This is a genomic window from Streptomyces sp. NBC_01260 (assembly GCF_036226405.1).
GTDB classification, from domain to species: domain Bacteria; phylum Actinomycetota; class Actinomycetes; order Streptomycetales; family Streptomycetaceae; genus Streptomyces; species Streptomyces laculatispora.
Genome location: NZ_CP108464.1, coordinates 7,810,630 through 7,825,913 on the forward strand (window position 1 = coordinate 7,810,630; position 15,284 = coordinate 7,825,913).

Here is a 15,284-nt window from a genome sequence, read left to right on the forward strand (position 1 = left end):
TGAGGAGTGCCGTGGCGAGGAACGCCGACGTGCGGGCCATGACGGCCGCCGGCGAATGGCCCTCGTCGGCGTAGGCGCGCAGCGCGATCCGCAGCTGGCCCATCACAGCGGCGGATCGTCACGATGGCGTCGTACCAGTCGCCGCCGACGTCTGCCGGAGGGTGTGCGGGACGGTAGCGGGTCGTCAGTTCCAGCCCGGAAATGCTCGGCATGGACTGGGGAAGCATGGCCGCCTGCAGCCCATTGGCGATTTCGTGTTCCCTGTCGTAGAGCAGTGCACGCTGGAGCGACTGCGCGATGGCGCTGCTCACGGCGGTCAGGACGGTCCGTTCGCCCTGTGTGAAGTGCGACTTGCCGTTGTAAGGACATCGCTGAGGTGGCGGTTTGGCGGCGGCGGTCCATCCGGGCCCTGCGCACTTCCTCCGTCTGCTCGACGGCCAGTAGCTCCTGGCTGGCATCACTGATGATGCCGATGACCCGGACCGGACGGTCGTCGTCGGAGACCACGTTGCCCTGCGTGTGCGTCCAGCGCGGAGAACCCTCGCGAAGGAGTACACGGAAGTAGAGGCTGAAACTCGTCCGCTCCCTCAGGGCGCTCGGTAGCAGCGTTCCGCAGCTGGGTGCTGATGCTTCCATGACGCGACGCGTGGGGCCGTCATGCCTTCCAGGCCGAATACCGTGGGGAGCGGTCAGGTATCGGCTTTGCGCTCGCGGGTCTCCGGTGGTTCGGGTGCGTTGAGGCTGAAACGGATGCCGATCATCCGGATCAAGAAACAGGTCAATGCGGCTCCCAGCGCGGCCGGCAGGCCATAGACACCCCATTCGATGGTGGCGACGGTCACCGAGGCGCCCACCAGGGCGGGGATGGCGTACAGGCCGCTGCGCAGCACCGACGGGACCTGACCGACGAGCGTGTCGCGGATCGTCCCTCCGCCCACCGCGGTGATCACCCCCAGCAGGACCGCGGGCGCTACGCCCAACCCGGACTGCAATGCCTTGCTTGCGCCGATCACTGCGAAAGTGCTCAATCCGACCGCGTCGAGCACGGTGATCGCCGTCCCGATCCGGCGCAGGTGCTTGCTGAGAGCGAAGGCGATCAGCCCCCCGGCGGCGGCGAGCGTGTAAAAGTGCCAGTCCACGAGGGTGGCAGGGGGCAGCGAGTCGATGAGGACGTCCCGGATGAAGCCGCCACCCAGTGCGGTGATCATGCCGAGAACGACCACACCGACCACGTCCAGCCGTGCGGCCCGCACCGCCGTCAGAGCCCCGTTCAGTCCGAAGGCGAACGTGCCGGTCAGGTCCAGGGCGAGCAACGGCGCAGGTTCGGAACTCATACCAACCTGCATACCCCCATGAGACGCTCCGGCTTCGCAGATGCGCCGGGCTCACCCGCACAAGGCACGATCGTTGCACCGGGCCGGCGCTCTGTCAGGCAGACCACGGCGTTACGGTCGGGCCGTCGGCGTCTCTTGTCGGTGCCGGGGGCGCTCGCCGATCCTGGTCTGCGGGAATGGGCGGCATAGGGATGCCTCGCCGCAGGGCTGGTGGGCGGCCAGGGGCGGCCAGAGTACACGCCGCGTACCCTGCGGGACTTCTTCGCCTCGACGGAACTCGCCAACGGCATCCCCATTCACGAGGTCTCCCGCGGGCTTGGGACATCTGTCCATCAAGGTCACCGTCGACACCTATGGACACCTCGTGTCCCGGGGGCCTGGAGCCAGGCCGGGAGATCCTACGGAGCGCCATGCGGTGGGTGCCCCAGGCCCTGTCGGCGCAAGACCATGTTGCTTGTGGTGCTGGATGTGCTGAATGAGGCCCGACGGTGCTGGATCGGTGCTGGATGGGGCCACGCGGAAGGTCGTTTTCGCGGGTGGGAGCGCTGCATTGAACTCTCCGCTTCAACGTGCAGCGGGCGACTTGGGCCATGGAGGACACGGCCTTGCTCCAGAGGATTCAACCGTCCACCGACCTCGGCGTTCTGATCGCCGGCAGAGACCGTGAACGACAGTTCGACCGCGGCCGATTCGGCGATCCAGCTCCGGCCGGCACGGATTCCGGCGGGATTCCCAGAGGTTCATGGCCTGCGCTCCGGATGGGGGCCGCTTTCTCCGCCGGGGGAATGGGCGTCGCCGAACGCCGAAGGCCCCTTCCGGGCTCTGCCACGGCAGGGGGCGAACCGTCTTTCGGAAGTCCCTCGCGCACCGCCGGAAGTCCCTGAGCGATCCCTCGGCGACGAGGCCGGGAGCCGTCTCGGAGAGGTGGGCGCAGGGCCTGCCGGGGCGCGTGCTTCCCGCGCCCGACTGGCCGACGCTGCCGCTGCGTTGTGCGGACGTGGATCGGTTGGCAGGTGGTACACGGGGCAAGAGCGGAAGGAGCACTGTTGTTCGACTGATCGGAACGGAGAACACCCATGCGTGAAGCCACGCAGACGGAGGTACGCCGCGCCTTCGACAGCGGGATGCCGGGTCTACGGCCCCCGCGGTCCGTGATCGTCATCGGGGCCGGCCTCGCCGGGCTGGCCGTGGCCTACGAACTCGCCGCGCGCGACTGCGAGGTGACCGTCCTCGAAGCGGACACCCGGCCCGGCGGGCGCGCCTACACGTTACGGGCCCCGTTCGCCGACGGGCTGCACGCGGAGGCGGGTGCGATGACGCTGACGCCGCACTGTCACTACGCGATGCACTACCTGCGCGAGCTCGGAGTGGAGACGGAGACCGCCGATCTCCTCGACACCACCTTCTCCTACTTCGCCCGGGGCCGGTTCTTCACCCCCGGCCCGGAGGCGGTGGCGGCAGCGGGACTGGCACTCCACCCGCACGAGGAGAAGCTCGGCGTCGCGGGCATGATCGAGCGGTACGTGACCGCAGTCAGCGACAGCCTCCAGCCGGACCTCAGCGCCCCCGACTGGGAGGCCACCGAGCTGCTCGCCCCCTACGACCGGCGATCGGTGCACCAGGTCCTCACGGACCGCGGCGCCTCCCAGGCGGCCATCGATCTCATGGAGCCCATGTTCCTGGAGATGCGCGGAGGCGACCTGAAGACTGCGTCCGCGCTTTCCTGGCTGCGCCACGAGGCGAGCCCGCACTCGCTCGGCAATGCCGACCCCCGCTGGGCGAAGGTGAAGGGCGGCACCGACCGGTTCCCGCAGGCGTTCGCGGAACGGCTCAAGAGCAGGATCCGCTACCGTCGTCCCGTTGTCCGCGTCGAACAGGACGAGGAGCGGGCCCGGGTCACCTACCTCGACCACGGCAGCCTGCAGACCATGGAAGCTGAACGGGTCATCGTCACCGTCCCGTTCAGCGCGATCCGGCACATCGACTTCACCGATGCGGGTCTCTCCGACGCGAAGCACGACGCGATGCGCCGGGTGAAGTACTCGTCCGTCGTCCGGGTGTACCTCCAGATGCGCCGCCAGTTCTGGCCGCAGCGGAACGCGAGCTTCTCCACCGACCTGGCCATACGCTGGATACGCGACGCGACGCCCCAGCTGCCGGGACCCAGGAAGATCATGGAGTGCCTGATGACGGGGTGGCGTGCCAGGGCGGTCTCCGTCATGACGGAGGAGGAGCGCCAGAACTTCGTGCTCACCGAACTCGACCGGATGCTCCCCGGCGCCCGCGACCACTTCGAGACCGGCGCGTCCGTCTGCTGGGACGAACGGCCTTACGCGGAAGGGGCGTACATCCTTCCCGAGCGCGGACACAGCGCCCTGCTGCCAGTGATCCGCAGGCCGGAGGGGCGCGTCCACTTCGCCGGGGACCACGCCGGGTTCGAGCCCAACGGCGGCTCGATGACCTTCGCTCTGGAGTCCGCGGCCCGCACCGTCCTGGAGCTCGGCCTGACCGGTACCCCCTGAGGACGGTCCGGCGGGGCCCGGCCGGGTTCAGCGCAGGAGCGAGCGCAGCACGTCGGCCCCGCCGGTGGTCATGACCGACTCCGGGCGGAACTGCACGCCCCGGACGGCCGCGCCGTGCATCGCGACCAGCTCCCGCCCGTCCGGGCCCAGGCACAGGGCGGGCGGATCGTGGCGGCGCGCAGGCGCTGCGCCGGCCGGGCCGGACGTGAGCGCATAGGTGTTGCGGAAGGCCGCCGTGACCAGTCGGCCGAAGACCTCGACGTCCCTGCCGAGTCCGGTGCCGGTCCTGGCCGTGACCCGCGCGTCCGGCAGGGCGGCGAGCGCGAGCAACTGGAAGCCGAGCCCCACCCCGGCCACCGGGGCGCCCCCGGGCGGCCGCCCCCGCACGAGGGACGCGCTGATCTGCCGGAGCACCGCCATCCGGGGGCTGCCGGGGTCGTCGGGCCGGCCCGGTCCGGAGGCCAGCAGCACGGGCCCCCGGTGCCGCGACAGGGTGGCGCCCGCGTCGGGATCCTCGTACCGGACCACCTCTGCCGGGCCGTGCACCGAGGTCACCATATGGACCAGGGCGGTCAGGTCCTCCCCGCCCGGGTCGAGCACGAGCACCCGGTCGGCACGCGCCGTCGGCGCGCTCATGCCCTTCGTCCAGAACGACGAGAGCGCCGCGTGCCGCCGGACCAAGAGGTCATGAACGGGCCCGTGGGCCTCCGTACCGTCGCCGCCCGGCCCGCCGGCGTCGGGGACGGTGCCGGCAGGCCCGCGGCGCAGGAGGGAGGCCACCGGGGGCGGCTGCGTCGTGAGAGCCGTCAGCAGGGCAGCTGCCTTGGTCCGCGTCTCGGCCGCCTCCGACTCCGGCGACGACCGGCTGCCGATGGTCGCCCCCACCGACAGCCGTGCACGGCCCAGGTGATCGATGTCCAGGGTGCGTATCACCGCCGCGGAGTCCAGCTCCTCGTCGCCCCGGTCGTCGCGGCCCATCAGTGCGAGGAGCCCGCCGTAGTAGCCCCGGCCGGTCGTCTCGTAACGGTGGATGGCCCGGCACGCCTCGGCGAACGGGCTTCCCACCGCCGTGGAGGCGAACAGTGCCCGCGAGAGGGTCTCGCGGGCACTCGCCACCGAGGGGCCGCTGATCCGGCACTGCGTGTGCAGCAGATGGGCCATCCTCCGCAGGAACGGCCCCTCCACCCGTACACCCGGGCCGGCCAGCGCGCACAGTACCGTCAGCTCCGCGTCCACCGTGGTCGCCAGCTCCTCGGACTCCTTGCGGTCGGCGAGGAAGGCGAGCAGTTCCCCGGTGCGCGGCCCGTGGGGCGGATAGCGGTACGTACCGCACAGGGGGTTCATCACCACTCGGCGGTCCTCGATGGCCACGTGGCCCTGCGGGGTCGCCCCCACCAGCGTGGTGGGCCGCTCGCCCCCGGTGTGCACGAGGAACGTCCAGTACGCTCCCGACTCGGTGGCCAGCAACCGCCGGAACAGCTCCACCGCGACCGCCGGGCGGAAGCCGGGCAGCCGGGCGGTGCAGTCGCGCCGGAGCAGGACGTTCAGCCCCCCGCGGGCCGCGTCCGAGGCGGCGAACTCACGTACCAGCCCCTCGTAGTGGGCGTCGTCCGTGGTGAAACCCGCCTCCTGCCACCGCACCGGCGCGCCGCGGCGGCGCGTGAGCGCCTCCTCCGGCAGCACGTGGTGCTCGGAGATCCGCAGGACGCGCAGTGGGGTGTGGTCGTCGTGGCATCGCAGGCCATGCTCGGCCACCTGCCGGAAGGGCAGCAGGGCCAGGGCGCCGGGGCCCCGCGAGGCGTCGGCCGGTCCGGCCTCGTCCAGCGAGCGGACGGTCTCCATCTCCCCGAACAACACCTCCACCGGGCCCGGTCCGTGCCCACCGGCGCGCTGTCTGCGCAGCAGGGCGAAGGGCGGCGGGGCCGTCCCGTACAGACGGTCCAGTACGCGAACGCCGCTCATGCCGGTGACGTCGAAGTGCGTTGGTCCCATGTCCGGTCCCCTTCTCGGCCCGCCGGACGCCGGCCGATCGGTCTGATTCAACTGGTGCCCCAGCGGACAGGAGTTATGGCCTGACGGGCTTCAAGTCGTCCATCAGCAGGGCCACTTGCGGCGGCTGGTCTGATTGCGCGGGCCGGCCGCCAGGTCTGCCCGCGCGCCACCGAGTCACTCGACCGAGTCCCAGTGAGGTGTCATGCGTATCGCGATCATCGGAGCCGGCCCCGGCGGCCTCTACACGGCCGCACTCGTCAAGCGGCTCCGGCCCGCATGCGAGATCGACGTCTGGGAGGCCAACGCCCCCGACGAGACCTTCGGTTTCGGTGTGGTCTTCTCCGAGGGGGCGCTCGGCGGTATCGAGGCGGCCGACCCCCGGCTGTTCGCCCGCCTCGCCGCCGCATGCGAGCAGTGGTCCAGGATCGACGTCCACCACCGCGGCCGGATCGTGCGCAACGGGGGCTACCGCTTCTCGGCGATCGGCCGGCGCGTCCTGCTGAGCATGCTGCGCACGCGCTGCACGGAACTGGGCGTGACCATCCGCTACGGCACGCCCGCCCCCGAAGCGGCCCTGCTGGCCGGGACGTACGACCTGGTGGTGGCGGCCGACGGCGTCAACTCCTCGACGCGCGAAGCCCACCGCGAGGAGTTCGGTACCGAAGGGGGCGAGCGCGGATCGCGGTACCTGTGGCTCGGCACCGACCGGACCTTCACCGCCCTGACCTTCGCCGTCGCCGACACGGAGTTCGGCTCGATGCACGCACACGCCTACCCCTACGCCCCCGGGCTCAGCACGTTCATCGCCGAGGTCGACGACCACGTCTGGGAGGCCGCCGGGTTCACCGGGCGAGGAGCCGGCACGCCGGGCGGCGGCCGGGCCGACGCCGACCGGATCGCCGGATTCTTCGTCGACGTACTGGAGGGCCACCGGCTGCGGACGAACAAGTCGCGGTGGGGGCGCTTCGCCGTCGTCCGCAACCGGCGCTGGAGCCACGGCACCGTCGCCCTCCTCGGGGACAGCGCGCACACCACGCACTTCTCCATCGGATCGGGGACCAGGCTGGCCATGGAGGACGGCCTGGCCCTCGCCCTGGCGGTGGACGAACACGGGGCGGTGCCCGAGGCACTCATCGCCTACGAGGCGGAGCGCAGGCCGGACACGGAGTCCATGCAGCGCACCGCACGGATCAGCCAGGAGTGGTTCGGGGAACTGGACCGGTACACGGACCTCGGCCTGGAGGCGTTCAACGCCCACCTGATCACCCGCAGCGGGCGGCTCACCCAGGACGACCTGCCGTCATGGTCCCCGGACCGCGTCGAGCTGATCCGCGACCGCTTCGCCCGCGCCGACAGCCGGCTGCGCGGGACCGCCGCCCGCTGACCCGGCGCTCACCGCGACGGGCCCCTCGGCCGAAGTGGCCGAGGGGCCCGTCGCACTCTTCACCGGCACCGGGTCACGAGGGGGCGGAGCGCCGTTCGGCCACCGACCTGCCGCCCACGAACCAGTGCGTCGGCGACGCCTCCTCCACGATCACCCGCACGGCGTCCACCGGGGTGCCGAGGGTCTCGTGCACCGCGGCGGTGAGCGCCCGGCCCAGGGACGCCACCTCCTGCGGCGACCGTCCGTCCAGCAGAGTGACGTGGATGAGAGGCATGCCGAACTCCTTCCGATGGGTGCGTGCTGCGGATGAGACGTGCTTCAGGACGACGCGTCCTTCCGGTCGCGCAGGTCCGCGGCGAGACTGCGGCCCGTGTGCGAGTCCTTCGTCCGGGCCAGGTCGGCGGGCGTGCCCTCGAACACCACACGCCCCCCGTGGGCGCCGGCCTCCGGACCGAGATCGACGACCCAGTCGGCGTGCTTGACCACGTCGAGGTCGTGCTCGATCACGATCACGGTGTTGTCGCTGTCCACGAGCCGGTCGAAGAGCTCCAGCAGCCGGCCGATGTCGCTCATGTGCAGGCCGGTGGTCGGCTCGTCGAAGACGTAGACGCTGCCTGTCTCCTTGAGGCGGTGCGCCAGCTTGAGGCGTTGCCGCTCGCCGCCGGAGAGCGTGGACAGCGGCTGGCCCAGGGTCAGGTAGCCGAGCCCGACCTCGGTGAGCAGGGCCAGCCTCCGCAGGGCGGGCGCGTCGTCGAAGAAGCCCGCCGCCTCCTCGGCCGTCATGTCCAGGACGTCGACCACGGTCTTGCCGTCCACGGTGTGGCGCAGGGCCTCGTCGTTGAACCGCCGGCCGTCGCAGCGCTCGCACACGGTGGTGACGGGGTCCATGAAGGCCAGGTCCGTCTCGATGACGCCCTTGCCCTTGCACTCCGGGCAGGCGCCTTCCGAGTTGAAGCTGAACAGGCCCGGCTTCTCGCCGGAGGCACGGGCGAACCGCCGCCGCAGGATGTCCATGATGTCGGTGTACGTGGCCGGGTTGGAGCGCAGGGAGATGCCGACCGACGACTGGTCGATCACGATGGCCCCGGGGTACTGCGCGGTGAACACCTTGGAGATGAGGGTGCTCTTGCCGGAACCGGCCACACCGGTCACCGCGGTCAGCACCCCGGTGGGGATGTCGACCGTGACATCGCGCAGATTGTGCAGGTCGGCGTCGCGAACAGTCAGGGCGCCGGTGGGGGAGCGGTACTCCTTCCTGAGCCCGGGAATGCTCCTCAGCTGCTTGCCGGTAACGGTGCGGGACCTGCGCAGACCGGCCGGGGTGCCCTCGAACGTCACCTCGCCGCCGTCGCGGCCGGCCCCGGGGCCCATGTCGATGACGTGGTCGGCGATCGCGATGACGTCCCGGTCGTGCTCCACGACCAGTACGGTGTTCCCCTTGTCGCGCAGCGCGAGCAGGATCTCGTTCATGCGGCGCACGTCGCGCGGGTGGAGGCCGACACTGGGCTCGTCGAAGATGTACGTCAGACCGGTCAGGCTGCTGCTCAGGTGCCGCACCATCTTGAGCCGTTGGGCCTCGCCGCCGGACAGGGACGTGGTCTGCCGCCCGAGGGACAGATAGCCGAGCCCGACGGACGTGATGCGCTCCAGCGCGGCCCGGGCGCCGGCCACCACCGGCTTGACGGCCGGCGTGTCCACACGGGCGAGCCGCTCGGTCAGCTCGGTGATCTCCAGCGCGGCGAAGTCCGCGATGTTGTCCCCGTCGATGCGCGAGGCGAGGGCCGCCTTGTTGAGCCGGCCGCCGTGGCAGACGGCGCAGGGGCCCCGGGTCACCACCCGTTCGATCGCCTCGCGTTCCTTGCCCTTCGCGTGGTCCGGTCCGGGTTTGACATACCGGCGGGTGAAGCGCTTGACGATCCCCTCGTACTCGTTCTTGTACACACCGTTGCGGCCGGCCCGGTCGACGGTGAACCCCTGGCCGTACAGCAGCAGTTCGCGGTCCTTCGCGGAGAAGTCGCGTAACGGCAGGTCCGGGTCGAAGAGCCCGGACTCGCCGTAGAGCTGCCACTGGAAGGTGCCGACCGCGAACGACGGGAAGCCGATGGCCCCCTCGTTGAGGCTCCTGCTCTCGTCGAGCAACCGGTCGAGTTCCAGCCGCACCGTCGTGCCGAGCCCCTGGCACGCCTCGCACATACCGCGCGGGTCGTTGTAGGAGTACAGGTGGGAGGGGCCCGCACCGGGGCTGCCCGCGCGGGAGAAGAGCACCCGCAGCATGGGCAGGATCTCGGTCATCGTGCCGACCGTCGAGCGGGCGTTGCCGCCGACCTGCCGCTGGTCGATGACGATCGCCGTGGAGAGGTTCTTCATCACCTCGGCGTCCGGCCGCTCGTACTTGGGCATCCGGTTGCGGACGAAAGCCGGCAGGGTTTCGTTGAGCTGCCGCTGGGACTCGATCGCGATGGTGTCGAACACCACCGAGGACTTCCCCGATCCGGAGACCCCGGTGAAGACGGTCAGCTTCCTCTTCGGAATGCGCAGGTCGATGCCCTTGAGATTGTTCTGCCTGGCCTCGCCCAGAACGATGAAGTCTTCGGGGTCGGTCTTCCGGTGAGCCGCCATGTCAGCCCCTTCCATAGCTGGACGGGTGGTTTCCCTGTGGAAATCATTTCATGTGCTCCCCTCCTACCCGGCGACCGCGTAGGCCTGCGCGCCGCGTGGGCTGGCCGCTCCGAGCACCAGGCCGTCGCCCGTCAGGCCGGTGGCGCACACCTTGCTCAGCGAGTAGTCGGGCGCCAGCTCCACCTCGTGGCCCCGCCGCCGCAGCAGCTCCAGCTCCTCAGCCGGCCAGCCGCTCTCCAGCACCACGGTTCCGGGGCGGAACCGGCGCGGGGCGAACGACGTGGGTACGTGGTCGGTGTGGAAGGTCCGCGCCTCGACGGCCGCCTGCGGGCCCATGCCGTGGTCCACGTGGTTGAGGAAGAAGCCCAGGGTCCACTGGTCCTGCTGGTCGCCGCCGGGTGTGCCGAACGCCAGGTACGGCTGCCCGTCCCGCAGGACCATGGTCGGGCTGAGCGTGGTCCGCGGGCGCTTCCCCGGCGCCAGTGTGTTGCTGTGACCAGGCATCAGCGTCGCCATCTGGCCGCGGGTACCGAGGGGGAAGCCCAGCCCCGGTATCACCGGAGAGCTCTTGAGCCAGCCGCCGCTGGGCGTCGCCACCACCATGTTGCCCGCGGCGTCGGTGGCGGTGACGCAGCAGGTGTCGCCGGTGGCGGCGGTCAGCTTCATGATGGCCGGAATGCCCTGCTCCAGCTCACCCAGCCAGGCCGGGTCCGCCGGTGCGGCACTCTCGTCGTGCAGCGGCGGGAGCAGGGGCTCGCGCCGGTCGGGCCGGCCGGGCCGCAGCTCGACGGAGGCCTCGGACCCGATGAGCGCGCGCCGTTCGGCGGTGTACGCGGGGTCCAGCAGGGCTCGTAGCGGCACGTCAGCGTGGGCCGGGTCGCCGTACCACGCCTCGCGGTCGGCGAACGCGAGCTTGGCGGCCTCGACCACCGTGTGCACGTACGCGGCGCTGCCCGGCCCCATCCCGGCCAGGTCGAAGCCCTCCAGCAGTGCCAGTTGCTGGAGGAAGACCGGGCCCTGCGACCACGGGCCCGCCTTGTGCACCGTATGGCCCCGGTACTCCAGGCTCAGTGACCGCTCCAGCCCCGGCCGCCAGGCGGCCAGGTCCGCGCCGGTCAGTAATCCGCCGTTGCGCCGTCCGGTGGAGTCCATCTCCTCGGCCTTGGCCAGATAGGTGTCGATCGCCTCCGCCACGAAGCCGGTGTGGAACGCCTCCGTCGCCGCGTCTATCCGGCCTTCGCGGTCCCGCCCCGACGCCTGCGCCTCGCTGACGACACGCCGGAAGGTCCGGGCCAGTACGGGATTGGTGACCCGCTCCCCGGCCCGCGGGGCGACGCCCCGCCTCAGGTACGTGCGGCCCGACTCAGTCCAGGTGTCGCGGAAGAGTTCCGACAGTGCGCCGATCATGGCCGCCGCCTTGGGCAGCAGGGGGTAGCCCCGTTCCGCGTACCCGATGGCGGGCTCCAGCACGACCTCCAGGGGAAGCGTGCCGTACTCCTTCAGCAGCCGGAGCCAGGCGCCGAAGGCCCCCGGGACGACGGCCGGCAGCAGTCCGGAACCGGGGACCACGGCCAGGCCTCGCTCGGTGAAGGCGTCCACGGTCGCCGCTGCGGGCATCGGTCCCTGACCGCAGATGACGTCGACCCGGCCGGACCCGGAACGGTGGGCGAGGATGGGCACGTCACCGCCCGGCCCGTTGAGGTGCGGTTCCACCACCTGGATGACGAAGGCGGCCGCGGCCGCGGCGTCGAAGGCGTTGCCGCCGCGATCGAACATAGACATGCCGGCGGTGGAGGCCAGCCAGTGAGTGGACGCCACGGCACCACGGGTGCCGTGCAGTTCCGGTCGGAAGAGCACGTGGGAAGTCCCTTTCTCTTCGTACGAGATCTCGGGCGAGTCCGGCGGTCAGGGCCGTCTCGGTGCGTTCATCAGGCCGGACGCGGTGGCGGTGACCCGGCCGTGGACCGTGGCGGCCGTGGCCCGGCCCTCCCGTACGTCCACGGTGCACGAGAGGGTGGCCGGCCGGCCCAGGCCCTCGCCCTGGAGGACCCGGTAGGTGTGGTGGCCGTCGGTGCCGGGCAACGCCTTCTCCCGGGCCAGCCAGGCGCCGAGCCCCAGGGCGGCGGAGGCGCAGGCCGGGTCTTCGGGCATGCCGTATCCGGGTGCGAACACCCGGACACGGGCGGTCCGGCTCTCGTGGTCGTACGCGACGAGCACCGCGTCGGGGCAGTCCTCCCAGACCAAGTCGGTCAGGTCGGCCCTTGCCCCGGCCAGCGCCTCCTCGCGTACCGGCAGGAAGTGGAAGGCCGGTCCGAAGCCGGTCAGGTGCGGTGTCGCGGAGAGGTCGGAGCCGGACAGGCCGCACGCCGCCAGGAGCGGGCGTGGATCCCACTCGGGCCGCAGCAGCGGCGCACCCTCGACGGCCAGGGCGGAGCCGTCGGCCCCGGCCGTCACGGTGAGCTGCCGGCCGCCGCACTCCTGCACCGCCTCGCCGGGCGCCAGCCGTCCGGTACGGACCAGCACACTGGCCGTGCCCACCGCGCTGTGGCCCCCGAACGGCGACTCCCCGGCCGGCGTCATCACCCGGACCCGGTAGGCGGATCCCGGTAGGCCGGGCGGCAGGACGAACGCCGTCTCGGTCAGGGCGATCTCCCGGGCGACGGCGAGCATGTCCCCCTCCGAGAGCCCCTGCGCGTCGGGTACGACACCGAGGGCACAGCCGTCGAACGGGTTGCCGGTGAACATGTCGACGATCTCGTATCCGATCATCGTCCGCCTCCTGCGGTGTTCTGCCGTGCGGTGGCGCCCGTGGTCTGCGGGCGAGGGAGAAGCACCTCCTCCGCGACGGCCTCCAGCACGCGCGGATCGCCCTGGTACGGGAAGGACGCGCGCGGCCAGTGCACGACCAGGTCGGTGATGCCCAGCTCGCCGAACCGGCCCACCGCGTCCCGGTAGGACTCGACGGAGTCGAGCACTCCGCCGACCAGGGCACCGGTCAGCAGGAGCCGGTTCAGCGTGGCCGGGTCGCGTCCGACCGCGGCGCAGGCGGTGTCCAGGCGGTCCAGTTGGCGAGCGATGTCGGGCAGTGCCTTCTCGTAGGGCAGGGCGTCGAAGCGGCCCGGTGGTCCCGCGGTGACCCAGGTGTCCGCCTGCCGGGCCGCCAGCCGCATGCCGCGCGGCCCGGTCGCGGCGACGGCGAACGGCGCCCTGGGGCGCGTCAGGCACCCCGGGTTCACGGGTACGTCGCGGAAGTCGTAGTGGGTGCCCGCGTACGAGGAGACCCGGCCGGTGAGCAGCCGGTCCAGCGCCTCGACGAACTCGGCGAAGCGGTCGGCGCGTTGCCGCGGGGTGCGTTCGGTGGGGTCCACCACCCGGTCGTCCAGGCCGCCCGCCCCGGCACCCAGGCCGCAGACGAACCGGCCCCCGGCGATGTCCTCCAGCGACATCAGTTCCTTCGCCAGCGTCACCGGATGGCGGTAGGTGGGGGTGGCTACCATCGTGCCCAGCGTGATCCGCGAGGTGACGGCGGCAGCGGCGGCCAGTGTGGGCACGCAGGCGAACCAGGGCTCGTCACGCAGCCACCGCCACATCAACTGGTCGTACGTCCAGGCATGGTCGAAGCCGAGGTGCTCGGCCAGGACCCACTGTTCGCGGGCCTGCGACCAGCGCCGTTCGGGCAGGATCACCACTCCGTGACGCATTCGTTCCTCACTCCCTTCCGTGTCGGGCGTCTCCGTGCGGCGACGGCCGGTCAGGGTGCCGTGCTGTGCAGCACCTTCGGTTTGAGCTGCCGGGCCGCGACGTCGATCCGGCTCAGGGCCGCGTGGAAGCCCCTCTCGTAGCGCCGCACCTCCGCGCTCCGCAGTTCGTCGGGGAAGGCCGCGTCCTCCTCCGGCGTGAGGCCCGGGTAGAGCCCGTTGGTCGCGACGTCGAGCGAGATCGCGCGCAGCCGACTCCGTAACTGGTCGACCAGCTCCACCGCGCCGACCGGCGTCCGCAGGGTCAGGAAGTAGTGGTCGTAGAGCAGCGCCTGCGTCTCGGGGCGCGTCGGCGTGGTCTCCGTGGCGGACTCCTGCAGCAGGGACCGGCCACCGGGCACCAGCTTGGCCGCCACCCCCGCGTGCACCGTGTGGTACATCTGGACGGCGTGCTTGAACGCCTGGCCCTCGGGCGTGCCGCCCCACTCCGTCTTCTTGCCCCTCAGCAGTCCCCGTACGGGCACGAAGTCCGGGGCCCAGGTGCCGCTGAAGCTTCGGTGCTGGAGGTACATGCTGGGCCGGATGACCGTGCCGTAGACGTCGGCCGGGCACGAGCTGGTGTAGAGCAGCATCGAGGTGTAGGCGTCGGTGAGGTCCGTCATCACGCGCAGGGACGGGGTGGGATCGGTCCGGGTGCGGGCCTGGTACAAGGCGTGCGCGGTCAGCTGCCAGACGGCGAAGGTGGCCTGGTGCCCCGTGATCCAGCGGAACCAGAAGAGCTGGTGGGAGAAGTCGGTCGTGGACAGGGGCGCACCCGTCCGCCGGCAGACCGTGCTCCGGTCCACGAGGGACTCGTCGGCCGGCAGCACGTCGGGTATGTCGTGCCCGGCCTCGGACGTCGGCGGTTCGGGCAGGGTCAGCGGTTCCAGGCCGTACGGGAAGTCCCCGAAGTCCCAGCCGTCGGGTACGGGCAGTTCGGTCACGGTGCGGTGGACACCCCTGTTCATCGGTCTCCTCCCGGCGGGACGTAGGTGAACTCGAGTTCCAGCCCGTTGACGTCCAGGACGTAGCAGCTCTGCACGCCGTCCGCGTCGGTGACGATGTCGGTGGGCCGTTCCTCGCCGGCGAAGGTGTAGCGGCCGGACTCGTACAGGTGGAACCAGCGGTCACGCCAGGCTCGGAGCTCTTCGGCCGATCCGGTGGACAGGCAGATGTGCTGGAACTGGCGGGTGTTGCCGCCGGGGACGGCGTCGTCGTGCCCGGCGCGTTCGAAGAGGTGGAAGCGCAGCCCGGCCACCGCCAGCTCGGTCAGCCGGGTGATGCCGGGCAGACGGCTCAGAGTGAGCTCGGAGAAGGTGTCAAGGGTCCAGTTCGGCCGGCAGCCGAAGAACTCCTGGTACCAGGCGACGGAGTTGTCGAGGTCGCCCGTCTGCACCCCCACGTGGTGAAGCTCCGGTACGAGGTCGAGGCCCGTCGGTTGCTCTGTCGCGGTCTGGGTTCGAGGCAAGGTACTGCGCTCCTTTCGTTCCGAGAGAGATCGAATCTTCTTCTTTTTCTCATTCAGGCTAGCGATTGCCCAGAAATCCGGTCAGGTAACGAAGGGGAATTCCTGGATTTTTCTGATGTGGTGGCCGGGATGTTATGGGAAGAATTATCAGGGCAGCCCAAAGCAGCAGGTCAGACATCGGTGAAGCGTCGTCAATTCTTGTGAAATTTCCTTGATTGCTTGCCCGGT

At 71.0% G+C, this 15,284-nt stretch carries 11 protein-coding genes and 1 pseudogene; 2 read left to right on the forward strand and 10 right to left on the reverse strand.

Features of this window, described 5'->3' with window-relative positions:
- Window positions 1-25: 25 nt before the first annotated feature.
- Window positions 26-594, reverse strand: a pseudogene (locus OG322_RS34710) (PP2C family protein-serine/threonine phosphatase); the annotation flags it as partial.
- 95 nt (window positions 595-689) lie between these two features.
- Window positions 690-1,334 carry a trimeric intracellular cation channel family protein gene (locus OG322_RS34715; RefSeq protein WP_123467602.1) on the reverse strand — a complete coding sequence of 215 codons (645 nt, stop codon included), beginning with the start codon at window positions 1,332-1,334 and terminating at the stop codon, window positions 690-692.
- 1,076 nt (window positions 1,335-2,410) lie between these two features.
- Here OG322_RS34715 and OG322_RS34720 point away from each other — a divergent pair.
- Window positions 2,411-3,856, forward strand: coding sequence for a flavin monoamine oxidase family protein (locus OG322_RS34720; RefSeq protein ID WP_123467600.1), 1,446 nt, complete (start codon window positions 2,411-2,413; stop codon window positions 3,854-3,856).
- Between the two features lie 27 nt (window positions 3,857-3,883).
- On the opposite strand, the gene OG322_RS34725 is transcribed toward OG322_RS34720, so the two are convergent.
- Entirely contained in the window at window positions 3,884-5,848 is a 1,965-nt protein-coding gene (locus OG322_RS34725) for a chorismate-binding protein (RefSeq protein WP_329307419.1), read from the reverse strand.
- Window positions 5,849-6,050: 202 nt separating this feature from the next.
- Here OG322_RS34725 and OG322_RS34730 point away from each other — a divergent pair, with 202 nt between their 5' ends.
- On the forward strand, window positions 6,051-7,232 hold the full coding sequence (locus OG322_RS34730; RefSeq protein WP_329307420.1) for an FAD-dependent monooxygenase: 1,182 nt from the start codon (window positions 6,051-6,053) through the stop codon (window positions 7,230-7,232).
- Between the two features lie 73 nt (window positions 7,233-7,305).
- Here OG322_RS34730 and OG322_RS34735 read toward each other — a convergent pair whose 3' ends face one another.
- The 7 genes from OG322_RS34735 to OG322_RS34765 form a co-directional block, all read right to left on the reverse strand.
- Window positions 7,306-7,506, reverse strand: a complete 201-nt coding sequence (locus OG322_RS34735; protein WP_123467593.1) for a tautomerase family protein — start codon at window positions 7,504-7,506, stop codon at window positions 7,306-7,308.
- A 44-nt stretch (window positions 7,507-7,550) separates the two neighbouring features.
- Window positions 7,551-9,851, reverse strand: coding sequence for an excinuclease ABC subunit UvrA (locus OG322_RS34740; RefSeq protein ID WP_329307421.1), 2,301 nt, complete (start codon window positions 9,849-9,851; stop codon window positions 7,551-7,553).
- A 63-nt stretch (window positions 9,852-9,914) separates the two neighbouring features.
- On the reverse strand, window positions 9,915-11,708 hold the full coding sequence (locus tag OG322_RS34745) for a gamma-glutamyltransferase family protein (RefSeq protein WP_123467589.1): 1,794 nt from the start codon (window positions 11,706-11,708) through the stop codon (window positions 9,915-9,917).
- Window positions 11,709-11,756: 48 nt separating this feature from the next.
- Window positions 11,757-12,620 carry a PhzF family phenazine biosynthesis protein gene (locus tag OG322_RS34750; protein ID WP_123467587.1) on the reverse strand — a complete coding sequence of 288 codons (864 nt, stop codon included), beginning with the start codon at window positions 12,618-12,620 and terminating at the stop codon, window positions 11,757-11,759.
- The gene (locus OG322_RS34755) at window positions 12,617-13,552 is read right to left on the reverse strand and encodes an LLM class flavin-dependent oxidoreductase (protein WP_266412739.1); all 936 of its coding nucleotides are present in this window, start codon (window positions 13,550-13,552) and stop codon (window positions 12,617-12,619) included. Before OG322_RS34755 ends, OG322_RS34750 begins: the two co-directional genes overlap by 4 nt.
- Window positions 13,553-13,602: 50 nt before the next feature.
- Entirely contained in the window at window positions 13,603-14,556 is a 954-nt protein-coding gene (locus tag OG322_RS34760) for a hypothetical protein (RefSeq protein WP_123467583.1), read from the reverse strand.
- Window positions 14,553-15,056, reverse strand: coding sequence for a VOC family protein (locus tag OG322_RS34765; protein WP_241200455.1), 504 nt, complete (start codon window positions 15,054-15,056; stop codon window positions 14,553-14,555). Before OG322_RS34765 ends, OG322_RS34760 begins: the two co-directional genes overlap by 4 nt.
- Between the last annotated feature and the right edge of the window lie 228 nt (window positions 15,057-15,284).